19 protein-coding genes are annotated in these 21,294 nt (G+C 44.0%); 17 read left to right on the plus strand and 2 right to left on the minus strand.

Annotation, left to right across the window (positions count from 1 at the left end):
* Window positions 1–22: 22 nt before the first annotated feature.
* The 17 genes from rbsK to BP97_RS0120400 all read left to right on the plus strand — a co-directional run bounded on the left by rbsK (window position 23) and on the right by BP97_RS0120400 (window position 18,775).
* Entirely contained in the window at window positions 23–964 is a 942-nt protein-coding gene (rbsK, locus tag BP97_RS0120320; RefSeq protein WP_028550748.1) for a ribokinase, read from the plus strand.
* Window positions 965–979: 15 nt separating this feature from the next.
* A complete protein-coding gene (locus tag BP97_RS0120325) occupies window positions 980–2,059 on the plus strand; it encodes an NAD(P)-dependent alcohol dehydrogenase (RefSeq protein ID WP_028550749.1) in 1,080 nt (359 codons plus the stop codon).
* Window positions 2,060–2,088: 29 nt separating this feature from the next.
* Window positions 2,089–3,129 carry an ABC transporter ATP-binding protein gene (locus tag BP97_RS0120330; RefSeq protein WP_028550750.1) on the plus strand — a complete coding sequence of 347 codons (1,041 nt, stop codon included), beginning with the start codon at window positions 2,089–2,091 and terminating at the stop codon, window positions 3,127–3,129.
* A 4-nt stretch (window positions 3,130–3,133) separates the two neighbouring features.
* Window positions 3,134–4,012 (plus strand): carbohydrate ABC transporter permease, encoded by an 879-nt coding sequence (locus tag BP97_RS0120335; protein ID WP_028550751.1) that lies wholly within the window; start codon window positions 3,134–3,136, stop codon window positions 4,010–4,012.
* A gap of 51 nt (window positions 4,013–4,063) precedes the next feature.
* A complete protein-coding gene (locus BP97_RS0120340; protein WP_051620814.1) occupies window positions 4,064–4,894 on the plus strand; it encodes a carbohydrate ABC transporter permease in 831 nt (276 codons plus the stop codon).
* A 47-nt stretch (window positions 4,895–4,941) separates the two neighbouring features.
* Complete coding sequence (locus BP97_RS0120345; protein ID WP_028550753.1) at window positions 4,942–6,243, plus strand: ABC transporter substrate-binding protein; 1,302 nt, start codon at window positions 4,942–4,944, stop codon at window positions 6,241–6,243.
* Window positions 6,244–6,284: 41 nt separating this feature from the next.
* The gene (locus BP97_RS0120350) at window positions 6,285–7,046 is read left to right on the plus strand and encodes a glycerophosphodiester phosphodiesterase family protein (protein WP_028550754.1); all 762 of its coding nucleotides are present in this window, start codon (window positions 6,285–6,287) and stop codon (window positions 7,044–7,046) included.
* Between the two features lie 28 nt (window positions 7,047–7,074).
* Window positions 7,075–8,118, plus strand: coding sequence for a galactitol-1-phosphate 5-dehydrogenase (locus BP97_RS0120355; protein ID WP_028550755.1), 1,044 nt, complete (start codon window positions 7,075–7,077; stop codon window positions 8,116–8,118).
* Window positions 8,119–8,211: 93 nt separating this feature from the next.
* Complete coding sequence (locus BP97_RS0120360) at window positions 8,212–9,366, plus strand: mannitol-1-phosphate 5-dehydrogenase (RefSeq protein WP_028550756.1); 1,155 nt, start codon at window positions 8,212–8,214, stop codon at window positions 9,364–9,366.
* A 93-nt stretch (window positions 9,367–9,459) separates the two neighbouring features.
* Complete coding sequence (locus BP97_RS0120365; protein ID WP_028550757.1) at window positions 9,460–10,185, plus strand: glycerophosphodiester phosphodiesterase; 726 nt, start codon at window positions 9,460–9,462, stop codon at window positions 10,183–10,185.
* Window positions 10,186–10,316: 131 nt separating this feature from the next.
* A complete protein-coding gene (locus BP97_RS0120370) occupies window positions 10,317–11,339 on the plus strand; it encodes a zinc-dependent alcohol dehydrogenase family protein (RefSeq protein WP_028550758.1) in 1,023 nt (340 codons plus the stop codon).
* Window positions 11,340–11,740: 401 nt separating this feature from the next.
* A complete protein-coding gene (locus tag BP97_RS0120375) occupies window positions 11,741–12,868 on the plus strand; it encodes a low temperature requirement protein A (protein ID WP_051620816.1) in 1,128 nt (375 codons plus the stop codon).
* 264 nt (window positions 12,869–13,132) lie between these two features.
* Window positions 13,133–13,735 carry a TetR/AcrR family transcriptional regulator gene (locus BP97_RS0120380; protein WP_028550760.1) on the plus strand — a complete coding sequence of 201 codons (603 nt, stop codon included), beginning with the start codon at window positions 13,133–13,135 and terminating at the stop codon, window positions 13,733–13,735.
* 5 nt (window positions 13,736–13,740) lie between these two features.
* The gene (gene map / locus BP97_RS0120385; protein WP_028550761.1) at window positions 13,741–14,487 is read left to right on the plus strand and encodes a type I methionyl aminopeptidase; all 747 of its coding nucleotides are present in this window, start codon (window positions 13,741–13,743) and stop codon (window positions 14,485–14,487) included.
* A gap of 182 nt (window positions 14,488–14,669) precedes the next feature.
* Window positions 14,670–15,200, plus strand: a complete 531-nt coding sequence (locus BP97_RS0120390; protein ID WP_028550762.1) for an NUDIX hydrolase — start codon at window positions 14,670–14,672, stop codon at window positions 15,198–15,200.
* An 893-nt stretch (window positions 15,201–16,093) separates the two neighbouring features.
* Complete coding sequence (locus BP97_RS0120395; RefSeq protein ID WP_028550763.1) at window positions 16,094–18,046, plus strand: alginate lyase family protein; 1,953 nt, start codon at window positions 16,094–16,096, stop codon at window positions 18,044–18,046.
* A 258-nt stretch (window positions 18,047–18,304) separates the two neighbouring features.
* Window positions 18,305–18,775 carry a heparinase II/III domain-containing protein gene (locus tag BP97_RS0120400; protein WP_028550764.1) on the plus strand — a complete coding sequence of 157 codons (471 nt, stop codon included), beginning with the start codon at window positions 18,305–18,307 and terminating at the stop codon, window positions 18,773–18,775.
* Window positions 18,776–18,953: 178 nt separating this feature from the next.
* Here the strand turns inward: BP97_RS0120400 and BP97_RS0120405 are convergent, their stop codons facing one another.
* Together BP97_RS0120405 and BP97_RS36985 are read right to left on the minus strand one after the other, a co-directional pair.
* Window positions 18,954–19,328, minus strand: a complete 375-nt coding sequence (locus BP97_RS0120405; RefSeq protein WP_331281316.1) for a hypothetical protein — start codon at window positions 19,326–19,328, stop codon at window positions 18,954–18,956.
* Window positions 19,329–19,832: 504 nt separating this feature from the next.
* Window positions 19,833–21,275, minus strand: a complete 1,443-nt coding sequence (locus BP97_RS36985; RefSeq protein WP_036746238.1) for an MFS transporter — start codon at window positions 21,273–21,275, stop codon at window positions 19,833–19,835.
* Between the last annotated feature and the right edge of the window lie 19 nt (window positions 21,276–21,294).

The raw sequence follows: 21,294 nt of genomic DNA on the forward strand, positions 1-21,294 counted from the left end.
CGACCTTAGGAGGAAGGTAGTCATGACTATTGCTGTAGTGGGAAGCATCAATATGGATGTTGTCGCTCTGACGGATCATTATCCCAGACGAGGGGATACGATGTTTGGCAGCGAACTACGATTTTCCCCTGGCGGCAAAGGAGCCAATCAAGCAACAGCATGTGCCAAATTAGGGAAGGAAGCCTTGATCATAGGCTGTGTTGGGGATGATCTGTTCGGCGACCGCCTGATCGAAACTTTGGGTAGCAATCATGTGAATGTTAGTTTTATTAAAAGATCTGTATCTAGACACACGGGCGCTGTGCTTGTAACGATTGATCAGTCCGCAGAGAATACGATGCTTGTTGTGAAAGGTGCTAACGAGGAATTAAATATCGTGGATATCGATTGCTGCAGCGAATTAATCAGTAAGAGTAAAGTGCTGCTTGTTCAGTTAGAGGTTCCTCAGGAGACTGCTATCCATGCTATGATCAAAGCGCGCGAGTATGGGGTAACCGTTATTTTAGATCCAGCACCTGCACAGGGTATTACGGTAGAAAACTTGAAATATGCGGACATCCTCATTCCCAACCGGCAGGAAGCTCAGAGCTTAACCGGGATTCACGTGACGGACAGTCTATCGGCTCTTGCGGCTGCAAGGTTTTTGGACAAAAGAGCGGGAGTGGCAAGATCGATAATAAAAATGGCTGAGCTGGGATCACTTGTCTACTCTTACGGAGAATGGGAGTATATTGAGGCCATTAAAGTCAAGCCTTTGGATACTGTAGCAGCAGGCGATTCATTTGCAGGGGCGCTAGCCTGTGCAATTGCGGATGGTGAAAGCTTGATAAGCGCTGCGCATTTCGCAACCATTGTAAGCGCTTTAAAAGTAACGAGGCAAGATGCCCAAGACGGCATTCCAACACTGGCTGAAGTTAATGAGTTTTGTGCTTCAAGAAATATCAAGCATTACCTGAGTGATTAGTAAAGGAGTACGACTATGAGTAATGACCTGATGAAAGCAGCAGTTTTGGAAAAGCCAATGACCATGACAGTAAAGCAAGTAAGAAGACCTTCACCAGGTCCAGACGAGGCTTTGGTAAAGATTTATTGTATCGGGGTTTGCGGCTCAGACCTTCATTATTATGAGCATGGAAAAATTGGACGTTATGTGGTGGACAGACCGATTATTTTGGGTCATGAGCTTGCAGGTGAAGTTATTCAGGTTGGTGATCAGGTCACGAATGTTACGGTTGGTGATCGGGTAGCCGTTGAGCCGGGGGTGACATGTGGCCACTGTTCTTACTGCAAGTCAGGGCGGTATAACTTGTGCTCTGAGGTTGTATTCATGGCAACTCCACCCGTTGATGGTGCTTGGGCTGAATACGCTGTAATCCGAAGTGATTTTCTGTTCAAGCTTCCTGAAGGTATGAGCTATGAGGAAGGGGCACTTTTGGAACCGCTGTCAGTCGGCTTCCATGCGATGAGAAGAGGCAGGGTAGGACCAGCTGATCGTGTCTTAATCCTTGGATTAGGTCCGATTGGATTATTGGGTATTCAAGCTGCCAAATTGTTTGGTGTTACCGAGATTATCGCTTCCGACGTTGTGCCTTTCCGGAGGGAAATGGCCTTTAAGCTGGGAGCGACTGCTGCGATAAATCCACTAGAAGGCAAAATGTCCGAGCAGATTTCACTACTCACGGTAGGCCACGGCATCGACGTTATCATTGAATCCTCAGGCAGCAGCAGCGCCATCTCGGATACGATCGGCTTGGTGAATCGCGGAGGCCGCATTGTGTATATAGGCTTGCCTACTGTTGAAAAGGTTCCAATGGACATAAACCTCCTAATCGACTCAGAATTAGATGTTTTTGGCGTTTTCCGTTATGCCAATACATATCCTGCAGCCATTCAAGCTCTAAAACGCAGTGAAATTGATTTGCGTCATTCGATCACACACAAGTTTGCTCTTGATGATATTCAGGAAGCCATTGATGTAGCAAGAAATGAAAAGGATAAAAGCATAAAGATCATGATTTATCCTGACAGGGAACATGCTGAGAATAGCAATCATAATTGAACCTTATTCTACTATGAGGAGGAATCTAATTGGCATCCATAGAGTTTATGAAGGTCTCGAAATCATTTGATAAACATGCCGTTATTAAAGATTTGGATCTTAAAATTGAAGATGGCAAGTTTACTGTTCTTGTAGGTCCGTCAGGCTGTGGGAAAACGACGCTGCTGCGGATGATTGCGGGAATAGACCCTCAGACATCGGGCTCGGTGCTTATCGACGGAAAGGATGTAACCAAAATTCCACCCGGTCAAAGAGGCGTAGCAATGGTTTTTCAAAACTATGCGATTTACCCAACGATGTCGGTAAGGGAGAATATTGAATTCGGTTTGAAAAACAACAACGTGCCAAAAGATGAACGTACTCGCTTGGTGGAGTCTATCAGCGCTACAGTTGGGCTTGTGGATTACCTGGATCGCAAACCATCGACTTTATCCGGAGGGCAGCGCCAGCGTGTCGCACTGGCACGTGCCATGGTCAAACAACCGTCCGTGTTTCTGATGGATGAACCGTTGTCCAATCTGGATGCAAAATTAAGGGTACAAATGCGCATTGAGCTCATCGAGCTGCATAAAAAACTGGGGACTACATTTGTTTATGTGACCCATGACCAGGTAGAAGCTATGTCGATGGCTGACACGATCGTTTTGATGAATAAAGGCCTCATTCAACAGGAAGCACCGCCAGATATCATGTATCGCAAGCCGAACAATAAGTTTGCTGCGGAGTTCATTGGGGTCCCGCCGATGAATATAGATGACCTGGGTGTAGGAAAAATCAAATTTGGCTTTCGTCCGGAAAGTGCTGTGCTATCCAAAAATCCCGGAGGGCTACATTTTTCCATTCACGGAGTCATTGCTACCAGAGAGATGCTCGGATCTGAAACGGTTTATCAAGTGAAATACAAGAATAGCTCCTATATGATTAAATGTATCGAGGATCATTTCTCTGTGGATCAGGAAGTATATGTAGAGGTCGCAGCCAACAAACTATTTTTCTTTGGGGAAGATGGAAGCCGGATTGGTGATGAAGATGGATGCTTCAAAGACTATTTGGAAGCTTTGAAAGGTTGATCGTATGGAAAAAAAACGAACGTGGATCAGATTCCGTCCTTATCTTATGGTATTACCTGCGATGATGGGTATTTTCACCTTTGTCATTTATCCTATGCTTTATCTGATATATCTGAGCCTTTTTAAATTTAACCTGATGAATAAAGCTAAAAGCACCTTTATCGGGTTAGACAATTATAAAGAGGTCTTTATGAGAGAAGATTTTTACAAATCATTGGGAAACACGTTTATTTACACTGTGGGTGCTGTCGTGTTGACTATGGTATTATCGCTGCTTTTTGCTATATGGCTTAGTAAACAGAGTAAATTTAACAGCGTGGTGCAAGCGGGTTTATTCACACCGCACATCATTTCTATCGTGTCTATTGCGCTTGTATGGCTCTGGTTAATGGAACCAAACCTAGGTCTTCTCAATTTTGCTTTAAAGGCGCTTGGTTTACCGCCTTCTCAATGGCTGCAGAGCTCCAAGACAGCAATGATATCGGTGATCATCGTTTCTGTGTGGCACAGTATAGGCTACTATACGTTGATCATCGTGGCTGCTCTACAAAGCATACCACCGAGCATCTATGAGGCAGCTGAATTGGATAATGCCAAAAAGTTCAAAGTGTTTTATAAAATAACGCTGCCTTTAATTTCACCACAGCTATTTTTCATCCTAATTATTATGACGATTGGTTCCTTTAAGGTGTTTGATACGGTTAGAATCATGACTGGAGGAGGGCCTAATAACGCAACCAGTACTCTGGTTTATTATATTTATGGTTTTAGAACCTCTAATATTGGTTTTTCCTCCGCTACGGGTGTTGTTTTGATGGCTATTATTGGAGTTCTTACGTTGATCTACTTCCGTTTGCTTTCAAGAAAGGTACATTACCAATAGAAATTATTATTAATGTACCTAGATTACTGGAGAAAGGAGGTTCAACCCTTTATGACATTTGAACTTAAGCACCTATGGATGACAATAAGTACATTGCTAAAACTATCAGTTCTCATCATTTTTGTTTTTCCGTTTGTATGGATGATCTCCACATCACTGCAAACCGTTCAGGAGACTTTGACGATACCTCCGACTATGATTCCGTCTGTACCCCAATGGAGTAATTTCGTGACAGCCATGAGCTCGGGTCCATTTGTGACCTATGCCAAAAATTCGATTGTCGTTACCTTGTCCGTCATTGTATTGCAGTTTTCTGTGATGATACCAGCTGCCTACGCTTTTGCCAAATATTCTTTTACAGGAAAGCAATTTTTGTTTGCTATGGTGCTTCTCGCATTTATGATACCTGGTCAAATAACCTTTATCCCTGTCTATTTGATGATGGCCGATTGGGGATTGGTCAAAACCTTATTGCCGCAAATTATTCCTTTCATGTCCAACGCATTTGGTATCTTTCTGTTACGTCAATATTTCATGCAAATTCCTGAGGAAATTATTGAATCGGCTAAATTGGACAATGCCGGTGAACTCAAAATCATTTGGAAAATCATGACACCGATGTCCATGCCGGCGTTGGCAACGATAGCCCTATTCAGCTTCGTGAGTCATTGGAATGATTATTTCTGGCCGCTCGTGATGACCGATTCGAACCCAGTTCGTCCGTTGACGCTTGGAATTTCCATGCTCAGAGAGTCTGAAGGAATCAGTAATTGGCATATTATTATGGCGGGCAACGTGGTCCTGGTAGTTCCTATTCTGCTCGTTTACTTGGTTTGTTCCAAGCAGATTGTTAAGGCATTTGTGTATTCAGGGATTAAATAATTGTTTGATCCTTGCAAATCATAATGAAAACAAGGGGGAAGAAGAACATGAAAAGAAATGGCGCAATGATTACGGCATTTACGCTTTTGCTCGGTGTACTGACGGGCTGCACATCACCGCAAGGAACGGATACGGGAGGAACCACTACAGCACCGTCAGCAGCCAAGACCGGAAAAACGACTATCCAGTATTGGCATTCCATGGGAGGGGCAAACGGCGAATTTACGGAAGCGTTGATCAAGCGGTTTAACGACAGTCATCCTAACATTGAGGTTGTTGGAACCTTTCAGGGCTCCTATGAAGAAGTGGTTACCAAGCTTCAACAGGCTGTTGCTGCGGGCTCGGCACCGGATGTAAGCATGCTGGAGCGTTCCTTCATCCAATTGTTTGCGGATGCCGATGTTTTAGAAGATTTGACCCCGTATATGAAGAAATCCAATTTAAGTACGGAAGACTTTGTACAAGGCTTGATGGGCCACTCCATCTGGAATAAAAAACTACTTACCCTGCCTTTGAACCGTTCTACTCCAATCATGCATGTTAACAAAACGATGCTGGATGAAATGGGGCTTAAGGTGCCTACTACCTGGGAGGAGCTGAAGTCTGTTACCAATGCGCTCGTTATCAAAGATAATAACGGTTTTAAACGCCAGGGTCTTTCTATGCCGTTCGATGATTGGTATCTCATTGCGATGATGACCCAGTCCAAAGGAAGATTCTTTAATGAAGAGGGAACTTCAGTCGGGTTTGTGGACAATGGAGTCGGATTGAAAATATTTAATTACTTGAAGGACCTTCAGAAAACTGGAGCTTTGTTCTATCCACCTACCCAGGATTCCGGAAATATCGTTAAACAGATGTTTACTGAGGGGAGAATCGGCATTTTGTTCGAATCAACCGGAAGTATTGGATCGCTGCAAAAAAATGTGAAATTTGATTATGTGACTTCTTTTCTGCCTAAAAATGATGTGTACGCAAATCCGACAGGCGGAGCGAATGTTACCATGTTTGCCTCTTCAAAAAATAAAGATGCGGCATGGGAATTTATGAACTGGTTGATGACCGATCCTCAAGGTGGACAGCAGTTTGTTATCGATACGGGGTATCTGCCTTTCACGAAGAAAATGGTGGAGTCCAAGGAAATTAAAGAGCTGTTTGCAAAAGAACCAAATCGCAAGGTAGCCTATGACCAGCTTCAATTTGGGATTGACACGAACAAGCATTTGGCATGGACGCCGGCCGTACAAGAGTTCCGCTCTGCCATGCAAGCGATCATGTATGACAATAAAGATATTCAGACCACTTTGAATACATTTAAAGCGTCAGCCGAAAAATTAATGAAGAAATAAACTGAAACGGCTTAATGAGCCAAGAAAGGGGCATGCCGCATATGTTGAAGCTTCTTGAAACAACCTCTTCCATTATGGTGGTAGGACATAGAGGATATAAGGCTGCATTTCCGGAGAACACGCTTCTTGCCTTCCAAAAATCTTTAGAAATGGGGGTGGATGTGCTTGAGTTTGACCTGCGGTTTTCCAAAGATAAGGTCATCGTGATCATCCATGATGAAACGTTGGAGCGTACAACCAATGGCATTGGCAATGTAAGTGACTATACGCTAGCTGAGCTTAAACAATTGGATGCGGGAGGCTGGTTCGGTAAACCTTTTGAGGGACTTAAAATACCGACCCTTGAAGAAATGATCCAGTTGATTACGCCGTATCCTGATCTTATTTTAAATGTAGAAATTAAACCAAGCATTCACGCCAAAGAAATTGCAGATCAAGCCATCGCTATGCTGGCGAAGTACGGCCATCTTTCACGCTGCATATTTACATGCTTTGATGCAAAGATCATTACTTATATTCACGATACCTATAGTTTAAAAACACAAGGGTTTCCTGAAGAAAGTATGTCCAACTTTGTTCCGGGCAAAGAAGGTACATATTCGAAAATGTGGTCGGTGGGTATAAGTATGAAATTATTGACACCTGCATTAGCTCAACGATTTAAGGATATGGGCCTTCTGGTCGGGTGTTACTGTACAGATCATGACAAGCAGGTTTACTATGCGCTAGGATGTGGGGTTACCCTGCTGACATGCAATGATCCACTACCAGCGATGAGGATCCGTAAACAAATGGGGAGTTGAAACAGTTCGTCTGAAAGGAACGATGATAATGAAAGCTTGGCCTTTGCATGCTATTGGAGATATTAGACTGGAAACGAGAACAAAGCCGAAAGCCGGTAAAGGAGAGGTTCTTTTAAAGGTGAGGGCATGCGGCATTTGCGGCTCGGATATTCCCCGGGTTTTTTCGAAAGGAACCTACTCATTTCCGACTATACCGGGTCATGAGTTTTCCGGTGAAATCGTAGAAGTTGGCGAAGGTGGCGACGAATCGCTTATCGGTCGCGGGGCGGCAGTGTTTCCGTTGATACCCTGCCGCAGCTGCAGCTTTTGTGAGATAGGCGAATTTGCTTTATGCGAAAATTACAATTATATGGGATCGAGATGCGACGGTGCTTTTGCCGAATATATCGCAGTACCTTTGTGGAACCTGCTGTTCATGCCCGAAGGTGTGTCCTTTGAAGAAGCGGCGATGATTGAACCGGCAGCTGTGGCTTTGCATGCACTTCGGCAAGCTGGTGTCAGTATCAGTGATACAGTGCTAATCTATGGTGCAGGCCCTATCGGCATCATGGTCGCTATGTGGGCTCAAATTTGGGGAGCAGGGCATATTTTGCTAGTCGATATCGATGAAGACAAGCTGGCGTTCGCACGTGGCTTGGGTATCACGAACACTTGTAATGCCGCCACGTCCGATGTAGTAGCATGGGTGAACAAATATACGGACGGACGGGGTGCAGATTTGACAATTGAAGGTGCGGGCAGCTCGATATCCTTCGAGAATACGATGCATACGACACGTCCATTCGGCAAAGTGGTACTTTTGGGCAATCCCGCTGGCGATATGTCAATAACTCAGAAAGGCTATTGGAAGATTCTTCGTAAAAATCTTACGCTCATTGGCACCTGGAACTCTTATTATGCGGGTTTACCTTTTAACGAGTGGCAGCAAGTGCTGAGTTTTATGGCCTCGGGAAAGCTTCGGCTTGAATCTCTCATTACACATCGTGTAAACGTGGAAGGGATAGGTGATGCTTTGAAAATGATGCGGGATCGAAGCAAGTTTACACTCAAAGTGATGTATGTAAATCAGTAAGAGGCTTGGTGGCAAGACAAAAAAAAGGAAAACAGGAAGGATTTTCAACGTGGGTATAAGGATTGATATTTTCTCAAGAAGGATGATGGAACCATGAAGGCCGTTCATATCGGAGCGGGAAACATAGGAAGAGGCTTTATCGGACTGCTGTTATCCCGAGCCGGATATGAAGTATGTTTTGTAGATGTTAACGAGCCGTTGGTATCGCTGCTTCAGCAAAATGGCGCCTATACCGTTACATTGGCCAACAGCATCCATGATACAACGCTTGTAAAGGGAATTTCCGCTATTAATGGTCAGAATCTTGATCAGGTGGCGGAAGCTATTGCAAGCTCGGAGCTAGTAACGACGGCTGTAGGGCTGGCTCTATTGGATAAGGTGTCCTTAGGAATTGCAAAGGGTATTGAGAAGAGGCTGTCTGAGTCGTCTAACCCTCTACAAATTATAGCTTGTGAAAATACGATAGACGGAAGCTCCCAGCTGAAAGATTTTGTTTATAAGCATTTAAATGCAGAAATACGCAGTAGAGCGGATCAGTGGGTGTCCTTTCCTAATGCGGCGGTCGATCGGATTGTACCTTTTCAGCATCATGATGATCCCTTGATGGTTATTGTGGAACCCTTTTATGAGTGGCTGGTTGATCGATCCGGGATGCTTCCAGGAGCCCGAGAGATAGCAGGGGTTCGTTATGTAAATCGTCTGGAGCCCTATTTACAAAGAAAATTGTTTACAGTAAATACCGGACATTGCTGTATCGCTTATCTCGGCTATCTTAGCGGCCATGAGACGATTCTGGAATCGATGGAGAACCCTTCTATCTCCCAGCAGGTGCAGCATATTCTGGAGGAATCGGGATCGATTCTTATCCGAAAGCACGCCTTTGATCCGAGTGAGCATTCCCAATATATTCGTAAGATTATAGACCGTTTTCGTAATCCTTACTTAAGTGATGAGGTCGTTCGTGTAGCGCGTTCTCCGATACGGAAGCTTTCTCCCAATGATCGTCTGGTACGTCCTGCTATGCAAGGATTTGAGCTTGGTATAGAACCCCGATATTTGACGCTGGCTATGGCTGCGGCCCTTCTCTTCGATTATCAGGAAGACGAAGAGGCTGTTGAACTCCAAGAGTTCATCAAATCTAGAGGGATTCACTTCGCAGCAGCCCAAATAACGGGTATCCCCGAAGGGCATCCGGTGCATAAGCTTGTTATTGAAAAATATTTTTCATTAAAAGCTGTGAGTACCTGAACCCGATACACTTGGCGGCGGATATGCTGTCGAGATAGCGCCGGATAGCACTGAAAAATTCCCGACTATATCATCTAAATGGAGGAAAACAGAATGAAAATACGAGGTATCGCACATAGAGGTTATCCTGTCAAATTTCCGGAGAACACATTATCTTCGTTCCAGGCAGCCATTGATTTGTCGTTTACACATTTGGAGCTGGACGTCCATCTATCCAAAGACGGTATCCCCGTATTGATGCATGATTATGCCGTCGATCGGATAACGAATGGAAAAGGTCTTATCCGTGAGCTGACACTAAGTGAATTAAAACAGCTTCGTGTTGAGGGTAAGGAAGAGATCCCAACCCTGGAAGAAGCGATGAAGCTGCTTAAAGGCAATATTTCCGTGCTTATCGAGATCAAGCAGGCTGGCGACATGTACCCGGGATTGGAAGAAAAGGTACTGGATATTGTACGCCGCACGAATACGCTGGATCAGTCTAGGATTATCGGATTCGACCACTTCTCCATAGCTCGGATGCGGCAGTTGGATCCTGATATCGAGCTTGGTATGATTTCAAGCTGCAGCATGCCTTATGTGTTTCCTTATATGAAAGAAATCCGCTGCAATTTTCTCGGTATAAATATGCGCTTTATGACACCTATGTACGCAGAGATGATGGCAGAGCACGGCATCATTTCCGGACCTTGGCCGATTGAAACCGTAGAGGATATGGAGCTTATTGCCTCTAAGTACCCGAGCGCTTTAATTACCACTAATCACCTCGAAAGGTGGGCGGATTTTTACCGTAATCATCCTGAGTTACACCTTGCTTGAGGCATCATTAAGAAAAGTGAGTAGGAGCAACCATGTCTCCGGCAGCTTTTTTCGATAAGCAGTACTTTCATCGTGCAGGCATTTAGACTTGCTTGATTATTCTTATTATTTGAATTGGAGAGGGGAATGATATGAAAGCGATTGTATTGCGGGAAAAAGAAGAGCTCTCAGTAGAACAAAGGACAGCGCCCTCCCCAAAAATCGGAGAGGTCGTGATTGAAGTGAAAGCAACGGGGATTTGTGGTACCGACTTGCATATCTTTCACGGCGGAACCGGTTCGACTTCGGTGTCATATCCAATCATACTAGGACACGAGCTCTCAGGCATTGTGATAGAGATTGGCGAAGGAGTGACCTCTTTACAGGTTGGAGATCGAGTTTCGATCGACCCGAATATTTATTGCGGGGAATGCCGATTTTGCCGTGAAGGAAGGATACAGCTTTGTGACAGGCTACAGGCCGTAGGAGTTACACGGAACGGTGGTATGGCTGAGCAATGTGCGGTTCCAGCGGCAAATTGCCATCTCATTCCAAACGGTATGTCCTTTGAGGAGGCCGCTCTGGTTGAACCGCTAGGCTGCGTGCTGCATGGCGTTGAGCGGCTAAAGCTGAGGTCGGGGGCATCCGCCTTGGTTGTCGGTGGCGGTTTCATCGGCCTGCTGATGATTCAGGTGTTAAAGCTGTACGGTGTTTCGCCGATAGTTGTCTCTGAGCCAGACGCAGCCAAAAGGGAGCGGGCAATTGAGTTTGGCGCATCGGCGGCGATGTCTCCGAGGGAAGTAGCCTCTTCAAAAGCATGGGTCTCTTTAGGTGTTTGTGACGGTTTTGATATTGTTGCCGAATGTGTTGGTCGGCAGGAGTCGATGGAACAGGCGGTGCACTCATCAGCCAAAGGCGGGCAAGTGCTGTTGTTTGGCGTAGCTGCGCCGGGAATCTCAATTCCGCTGTACCCGTACGAAATGTTTGCCAAGGAGTTATCGGTGCTGGGATCATTCATAAACCCGCACACACATTCGCAGGCTATTTCGTTGATCGCACAGAAGCGGGTGAATGTATCAAGCCTTGTCACCCAACGGTTTACACCAGAGGAAGTGCCGGATGCAATGGCGGCTTACGGTTCTCTCAGTGTAATCAAGAGCTTGATTGTCTATTAATATAAAAACAACTGTGGTGCTGTGAATCCAATGAGCCGTAATACCGCTGATAGATTTCTGCGATTAGAGTCTTATTCCCACTTGCTGAAAGTGGCTTAAAACTTCATTATTTTTAAAGTTATTGAATTAATGGGACACGATAGTGTGGGAGCTTGCCGCAAGGCAGCTCCTCGTTTTGTTTATTAAACTAAGGGCAGATTAATGCAAAATATTTGAATCAAAATTGCTGCCATCCTCGCTTCAAATACTTTCACTCCAGCAGATATTTTATGCATGTGACATTCTAATCATTAGAATAATCATATTTCCCTATCCGTAATCGATCTCATCAGCTAAAATGGGTTAGTACTCAAATAAATTGTGACGGGGGTTCCAACACATCAAAAGTAAAGGAGCACAAAATGAATAAACACACATCGGGATTTCAAAAAAATGAAGCATCATCTGATAAGAAGGTTACCTGGCTGGAACTATTTTATGATCTACTTTTTGTAGCGGCAGTTTCAAAAGCGAGTCATGTCTTGTTACATGTCGAAAATGGCTCAATTCCAGTAGAGTACTTAACGAAATTCGTCCTAATATTTGTTCCGATCTGGTGGGCTTGGGTAGGGCAATCGCTTTTTGTAAATCGGTTTGGACAAGATATCTTATCTCACCGAATATTTCTGATTTTACAATTATTTTTTGTATTAATAATGACGGCCAGCCTATCGGTTGATTTTGATCAATACTATGTTCCATTCTTAATAGGCTATGTTGGTTTAAGAGCTATGACGGCCATTCAATATCTTTCGGTACATAAGAAAGAAGAAGCAAATAGAAAGATCACTGCCCGTTATTTGGGGAGTCGCTTTTGGATCGGTTTGGTGATATCTTCTTTATCACTGTTCTTTGACTCGTGGATTCGTTATGCAGTTTTGTATGCGGGAATCGCTGTAGACATATTGCTCCCATTAATCGGCCGGCAATACTTGGTGAAAAGCCCTATAAATACTCACCATCTATTAGAACGCTTCTCACTGTTTACACTTATTCTTCTTGGCGAATCAGTAATTAGTATACTAGCCGTATTGCAGTCTAGCTACTGGATGTGGCAATCTATTTTATTTGCGTCATTAACTTTTATATTAATTATTGCAATGTGGTGGCAATATTTTGACAACGTCGAGAAGAAAGTCAACAAAACAATAGAGACAGCTGGGCAAACTATAATTTATGGTCATTTATTCATTTATTTATCCATGTGTATGATTGCGGCTTCGATTCAATTGATATTTTTGAAACAATTAAATTATTCATTTATGTTATTTTTTATTTTTGGATCTGTATTGCTCTACTTTTTTGCAACGACGTTGGTTTTCCATAGATATCGACATATACATCAAAGATTAGGGATAACACACTTATCGTTCTTGTTAGGGCTACTAGGAGTCTTTTTTACAGTGGATTTGTTTTTCCTTCTACCCAATTACATAATCATTGGAGAAGTGATGGTTTTCTTTGTTGCATATGCTAAATTAACGACATGAACTTACGGAAAAATATTAAGACTATTTTAATAAGTATCCTTTTATCATTTAGAGTGAATAGGTATTGGGATGAATTTTCTGTACCTCTGCTTAAACGGGAAACGTGAGACATAAATTGTCTCGCGTTTTTTCCCGACTCTTTTCCTTTGCTGGATAAGGCTTTATCCGAAAAAATCAGGTGAATCGAAGTACTTGATCCTTACTTCCAAATGGTGTATATTAATTTTAAATTGACATTACTGCAGGTCTAAAAAAGGAGGAGCCATGTCACCACGTACCAAAGAACAGAATGACGCGATCCGGGAGATGCGGATGAACCAAATTATGCAAGCTGCTGCGGAAGTATATTTGGAGAAGGGTATTCAATTGGAAATACGCGATGTTGCGGTCAAGGCGGAGCTAGGCTACGGAACCGTGTATCATTACTACAAAAATAAGCACATGCTTTTGGAAGATTTACTGTGGGATGCCCTGAATCGAACGGAGTCGGCAGTACTGCCCGCTTTGAATGGGGACGGCGGCAGTTTGCTTAAAGCTGAGTCGTTCTCCAGGCTGCTCCTGCGGAAGTGCATCCAGGATCCTTCCGTATTTATATTGCTTAAAACGGTTGCGGATAATTTTCATCAATTCCCGGGAAACCGGTTCATCAAGCTGTTTGCCGATTTTCAGGAACGGATATATTTGCCGTTTGTGGAAATGATTCGTGTAGGAATCGGTTCCAAATCACCGGAGAAAACAGCTAATCTGATATTTGGCTCGCTTGTTGGCTGCTCAGCATTGAACATCCACCACAATATGCGGGACGAGATAGATTTGGAAGGCATCGTTGATATGATTTTTTCAGGCATACAGTCAAAGGAGAGATAAATGGAATGGTCATTCTGAAATCGAGAGCAGATATTGAAGAAATGAGAAGAGCCGGCCGAATTGTCGCTGCTTTTCATCAGGCAATCGCAGGCATGATCCGGCCGGGTGTCACGACGCTCGATATCGAGTCGTTCGCAGTGCGGTTCCTGAAGGAGAATGACGCCAAGGCTTATACGATCGGCTACAACGGCTATCCGTTTGCGACATGTGCGTCTGTCAACGACGTCATTGCGCATGGGTTTCCGAACCGGAAGCCGCTCAAGGAAGGCGACATCGTCACAATCGACATCGTCGCGGAAGCGGACGGCTGGATCGGTGATTCAGCCTGGTGTTATGCGGTCGGCGAGGTGTCGGAAGAAGCCCGTAATCTGATGCGGGTAACGAAGGAATGCTTATATCTTGGCATTGAAAAAGCTGTCATCGGAAACCGGATCGGAGATGTAATGCACGCGGTTCAATCCCATGCCGAGAGAAACGGATTCTCGGTGGTGCTCGATCTGCTCGGTCATGGCGTAGGAAGAGAGATGCACGAGGAACCTAATTATCCCCACGTCGGGAATCCGGGCAAAGGGTTCCGCTTGAATGAAGGAATGGTTTTTACGATCGAGCCGATGCTAAATGCCGGAAAAGCGTTAATGACGATTGATGCCGATGGATGGACCGCCAGAACCGCTGACGGCTCGCTTTCCGCACAGTACGAGCATACGATCGCCATTACTGCGGATGGCCCGATTATATTGACCGCACAATAGAATTCAATCCTTTTATTTGTTCAAATTTGATTTTGAGCGGTGATTTCCTTTTCCAGATTTCAAGCAAAAAAATTGGCCACTGTTCACATGTATGTGAAAGGGCCAATTTTTGTTTTTCCGGTCCCACAAGATAAAATCAAAATATAGATGGCTATCCAATATGGATTGGGGTTGTATCAATGATGAGGTATAAATTCTGTCCCAAGTGTGGTGGAAGGTTGATTCTGAACGAAAACAGGGAGCTATCTAAGCCGGTTTGTACTTCATGCGGGTTTATCTTTTATCAAAATCCAACGGTAGGCGTTATGGGAATCTTAATTAGGGACGGGAAGGTTTTGCTAGGCAAACGACGGCGAGGGAACTTTAAGGGGCAGTGGTGCTTTCCAGGTGGCCACGTTGAGTGGGATGAGGATGTATATGAAGCGGCTCGACGAGAATTTGTAGAGGAAACGGGTTTAAATATTAATATTACAGCAGTTTACACAGTTCTTTCAGATTATGGCAGTATACACGAACAATTTCGTCGCTTACATAACCTCGAACAACAAAATGCAATTATTTGGTTTCTAGTAAAAGAGATTGATGGTAAGCTCGTTGCGGGAGATGATATTGAGGAAGTAGAATTTTTCTCTTTTAGTGAAGTGCCGATTTTGGCTTTCCCAACACATGAAATTGTATTGAAAAAATTGAAGGATGAACATCTTATCTTATAGTAAATGTTCTATCATGTTAATGGGTACGATAATTCAATTCCATTAAGGCTGCCGCATGGCAGCCTTTTCTCAACTAACGGGTTTTCATCTTCTTTTTGATGCAATTAATTGCTGGTGTTAGGGTCTCTAATTGGTTTGTAATAAATGCCTATTTAGCAAGTATGGGCCCAAGTATGCTTATGTTACTCGAAGCATCTTCAATAAAAATCTCGTATATGTATGTACCCGTTTCTTTCTTACCCTCATTCTTAATGTGGTTAGGTTTAAAATCAAAAAAAACATAATTTCAAAATGGTATTACCATGAAACATAAACAGTCTTCAAGGAATTCAAAAAGGGGAAGATAATATGTTTTATGCAAGTCAAGGGTATGGGAACGATAGCTCAATAAACTACAAAGACGCATTACGCCAACGAGCAGATCAGCTTCAAAATGTTATATTAAATATTCGGGGTTGTAGAAGCTTTGCAAAACTGCAGTAGGCCACAACGATCGGCTGTCTTTGTTGAACTAACTGGCAAGTTAGCGTGTAAAATACATGTTAAAAATTGGGCAACTGAGGATATTGAAGAGTTAGATAAGTATATGGAGCAGTTTGCTGGAGCGGCAGCTTCTCCATTTTCATTAAGCTAAAGGGAGGAGCGAGCCTAAATAAACGGTAAGCACTTTGGATTTCATAGAAGTCCTCCTTCGGTCGTGGAAAATGATATGCAGTTAAATCACACATATTTACAAGTAATGCGATGATTCAGACATTCGTTTCTTACATTTTTCATGATAAATTAAAAGCATTATATAAAACAATGAGGAGTGTGGCTTGAGTGACTAATTAGATGGAGAAGATTAGCGGACGAATAAGCTTATTGGTAAGATTAAGGAGGGAGATAAACCAGTGAGCATACAAAAATGGCTGAAGGAGCCGATTTCGACAACGGTGCTATTAGGCAATTTACGTTCCCGATTAGAAAGGATGGACGTAAAGAGTGCCTATATCGCAAGTCATATGCCTGAGCTTGTGCAGGAGACGATAGCCAAGGCGGAGCTTGCTTATCAAGGAATGATCATGCTTCCCGGCACCGGCGGCATAAGAGAATTTGTAGGAAATCCGCCTCGCTGGCTGGAGCGCAGACATAATGACAATGAATATCTATGGCAGCTTAATCGCATGGACTATTGGAAGGATTTATTGGAAGCCTACTCCTTAACGAAGAATGAGAAATATGGCCGCAAAGTGATTGAAGAGATGCTGGATTGGATCGAGACGGTAGAAATTACAGAAGAAATGATCGATCTTCCACTCAGCCATTATGAGGATTGTCATCCGCTTCGTGCACTGGAGCTGGGCATTCGCAGCTACAGGACTTGGCCGCTTGTATTGGAGCATCTGGGACCTTCGGAGCTGTTTACGGAGGAAGTGCTGGAGCGGTATGTAACTGCCGTCTATAAGCAAATCAAAATATTACGCAAAGTATCGCCGCAGCTATGGCCCAAAGCGGATCATAACCATTATTTGATGGAAAGCTTGGGTATTTTGACCACAGCGCTTTATTTCCCCGAGCTGAAGGAATCGGAGGAATGGAAAGCCTTTGCGATAGATGCCTTCGAGAAGAGCAGCTTGGCCCAGCTGACGGAGGATGGCGGACAGATCGAGGGCTGTCCATCCTATCATAATGGCTGTATGTTCTGGTTTGGTCTTGCAATTGTACTTGCCAAGCGCTTTGGCTTCCAGTTCTCCGAGCAGTTTATAGAGCGTTATAAGAAAAATTTGGATTACTCGATTTATTCGCTAAGGCCGACAGGAAAATGTGTGCCCGTTGGTGATTCAGGTGCTAATGATGGTGCGATTAATGCTGGCGTATACGGTTATTTTGCTCTTGGGGACATGACCTGGCTCGGTCTTGTTACGAACATGATGAATACGAGCAAAATGATACAAGGTGCAAGTAGGCATATATGGCGCGCGCTGGATGTGCGGCAATTCGCAGAAGATTTGCGCGCCTTGAAGGGGAAGCGATTTACATGCGATAAGCAAACCACATTTTGGAATCGCACGCTGCATCAGGCGATTATTCGCAGCGGCTGGGATTCCGAGTCACTTAGCTTTTTGTTTACTTGCCGCAGCCCGATTCAAAATCTTCATGCTCATATTGATCTTATGAGTTTTGATTTTACAGCGCTGGGCAAAAATATGGTTTGTGATCCCGGTTATTTTTGCTACAGGGAGGATGAGGACCGTAAGCAGTTTAAAAGTTCAAACTTTCATTCCACACTCCTCATTGATGACCGCGATCACTTTGAATATAGGGGCTCCTGGGAGTATGGTCCGCAAAAAAAGGGAGAGATCTACAATGTCGAGAATAGAGGTTTCTACCAACTGGCAAGCGCTTGCCATATGAATTATGAGCCGATTGTCCATCATCGTCATATATCTCTCGTCAACGACAATTTCGTTGTGATTGCCGATCGGGTAGAGGGGCTCGAGCAGCATCATGTGCAGCGTTATTTTCATCTTGATTTTACGGACGTGCAAGAAACTGCTGGCGGTATAGCAGCAACAAGCGATATCGCCAATCTGGCTATTTATACAAGCGAGCAGGGGCAGCTGGATTTTTTACCCGGAAGACTATCGGATACTACTGATGTGGCAAGGTCTTCTACCAGAGTTAAGTTTCAGGGGCTCTATAGCGGCACGAAAATCTTTTTGAGCATACTTGTTCCGTATAAAGGAGAGACGCAGCCTGTTGTTCAGATCAAGGAAGCCGCGGATGGAGTTTTCGAATTCGGTTATGACGAGCGATATCAGGTTGCCGTTAGGGATAATGATATGATCATCAGTTCCCTCTAAATAAAGACGGTGTACAGAGATAGCTTTTTTCATGACAAGATGATACCCAGTATCCGAGCGCGATGCCACTTTACAATTCCATATGCATATTTATAATGCGTCCCCGCGTGTATTTAGCTATAAAAGTAACGAGATCACTCGTTGCTTTTTTTGTTGTAGAAATTATTGAACCGTTCATTCGAAAAATGATTGTCTGGTGCAAAGTGACCGCTCCCAGTGCGCCTCCGATATTAGCAAAAAAAGGGAGAGATCTATCATGTGGAAGATAGAGGCTTCTACCAGCTTGCAAGCGCGTACCATTTGAATTATGAGCCGATTGTCCATCATCGCCATATCTCTCTCGTCAATGACAGGTTCGTTGTGATTGCCGATCGGGTAGAGGGTATGGAGAAGCATAGCGTGCAGCGCTATTTTCACCTTGATTTTACAGATGTGCAAGAAGCTGCAGGCGGTATAATTGCAGCAAGCGATATCGCGAATCTGGCTATTTTTACAAGTGAACAGGACCGGGTGGATATTTTGCCGGGAAGACTGTCGGATAGAAATGATGTCGCAAGGCCTTCTACAAGAGTAAAATTTCATGGACGTTACAGCGGGTCGAAGAACTTTTTAACAGTACTTGTTCCTTATAAAGGGGAGCTGCCTGATATTCAGATCAAAGAGCTGATGAATGGAGTTTTCGTTGCAAGGAGCGTTATCATGTTACAGTTGAAGAGCGTGATATGGTAATTAGAATGACTTGAAGAATTAAGTCAAGTCGTATCACAAGAATTAGTTTCCGGGGAATCAAGCACCAACGTTTTTTTTGGTGAAGACGATGATTTCACTTAGAAAAAACACAATAAGGCTTGACGATTTCAAAGGCATTCATTTAAGTAAAAAGGGCGCTTTTCAGCGTCCCTTTAGCCTATAATTCGGAAATGCCGCTTGGCATTCTGCCTGTACGTTGAATGGAACGAATCTGAGAAGTTGTTAACCGGAATCCAACCAAAATAAACGACGAGGTTACATTGTTAAAGTTGAAAGCTCGTAAGTCTGGAATGTTCTGGCTGCCACGGAAAATTCGAAAATTCCCTGTAAAGTTGCGCCCTGAAAACAACACTAAAGTAACTTGACTAGGAATTATAACATTTCTTAGCCGGAAACTGGAGATGATATTGTCAAAACCGAATAATCCCAGATTTGAAACTGCCACGCCTCGTCTAAATGTTAGACTTCTTCCAGTAAAGTTAAAACCCGAGAAAAAAGTAACTCTAACATTTCGATTAAATATTAATCCCATCCCTATCCCCCTCCTAATCACAAGATAGTAACAGTTTATGAATTGGCTAAGATATTGGTTTGGACTTGTGCTATTAATTTGCCACATGTACTGCCAAGACGATATTATAAACGGAAAGTCCATCAATCACCAAATGGAGTTTGTTGATGCCGTATCTCTCAAATCAGGTTTGTCAGTAGTAAGTAAAAATGGGATAGCACCAGGCAAAGTTCGGATTATGCTTGCAAGCTTAGGGGCCAGCAACGCAATTAAAACGGACTATTGGCGATCTCAACAATGATGATAAAGTTGACATTATTGATCTTGCAACTGTGGCACATTTAATCAATTAAGTAATAGGCAGGGAAAAGACATGTTCTTTTCTCTGCCTATTATTGTCCAGAAATTTGTGCTTCTCAGAAGTTCGTACTGTTGTGGATCCAGCGGATATTCTTAACAGAAACAACTTAGAATGGCTGACTTAACAGAGCTCACGAATCAATGAGAATAGGCAGTTTTGCGTAATTATTTCTTCCGTGGAAGGAAGAAGGTAATGATAATTCCCAACACAAGACCTGCTGCAGCAATATAAAAGGCAGTCCGTGCTCCTGTTGCGACGGCCGCCTGCAACGATAGGCCTGTTTGTCCATGAAGTTGGGAGTTGGCAATGGCAATCAAGAAGGCGAGGCCAATTGCATTTCCGATATTTAGCGTGGTCGAAGCCATGCCGGAAGCAACACCTTGCTCCGCTTGTTCGACGCCAGTGGAGGCGGCAATCCACATTCCGGTCCAGACGATTCCTTGGCCTACACCAGAGATGACAAGTCCAGGCAGAATGAGAAGATAGCTGCTATCCACATAAGCTCCAAGCGGTATAAGCGCAGTTCCAATAATGCCTATGATCATGCCAGTCAATAGGGTGCTGCGCATCCCCAATCGGGTCGCGAGCCGTTCCCCAAGTTGTGTACCGGATGCGATTGCGAGCGATGGAACGATAAAAGCTAGACCTGTTTGCAAAGCGCTGTACTGATGTACATTCTGAAAAAGAATTGTCAAAAAATAAGGAATCGCACCGAATGTGCCCATAAAAATGAAAGTGATGGTCATGCCGGCTACTAGGCTGCGGTTGCGCAAAATAAATGGTGGCATAAGTGGTGCTTTGGAACGGATTTGAATCTGCGCAAATGTAATGAATAATAGGAAGGAAAGTACCATGCAAATAATGACGCTGACAGAGCCCCACCCTGATCCAGGACCCTGAACAAGGACATAAACGAGAAGGGTGGCTGCACCAGTAAAGGTTAAGGCGCCAGGTAAATCAAAGCTCTGAATTCGGCGACAGGTTTCATCCCGGGGAATGATGAGCAGCGCAGCAAACGCAGCAACACCAGCGAAAAGCACATTAACATAGAAGACGGATTCCCAGCCAAAGGCATTTGTAAGGATGCCTCCTAAAAGTGAACCTATTGTTAGTCCACTAGCGCCGGCACCGCCCCAAATTCCAAGTGCACGGTTACGCCGAGGACCTTCCTCAAATAAACGGTTTAATAGTGATAAAGTGGCTGGAAATAGCATCGCTCCCCCAATTCCTTGTATTGCACGGGCAATAATCATGATGATTGGACTCCAAGCAAGTCCTCCTAATAATGAAGCTATAGCAAAGAGGATTAAGGCTGAGATAAACACCCTTCTTTGTCCGAACAAATCAGCTGCACGTCCGCCAAGCAGCAAAAAGCCGCCGCAAAAAATCGTGTATGCACTGACGACCCACTGAAGCGATTGTTCCGAGAAGCCTAGATCTTTGCCTAGCTCCGGAAGCGCGACAAACACAATATTAATGTCAATCGAGTAAATAAGTTGGGCAAATGCTAGGATAGCTAAACTCCAGCCTAAAAATTTCGATTGTGGCGTTGTTGTGCTTACGGATGAAGTACGTGAACCTGCAGATAAGTTATTTCCTGATGACATGTGACTACACCTCTCGTTT

Origin of the sequence: Paenibacillus sp. UNC451MF (assembly GCF_000686845.1) — a bacterium.
Classification (GTDB): Bacteria; Bacillota; Bacilli; order Paenibacillales; family NBRC-103111; genus Paenibacillus_S.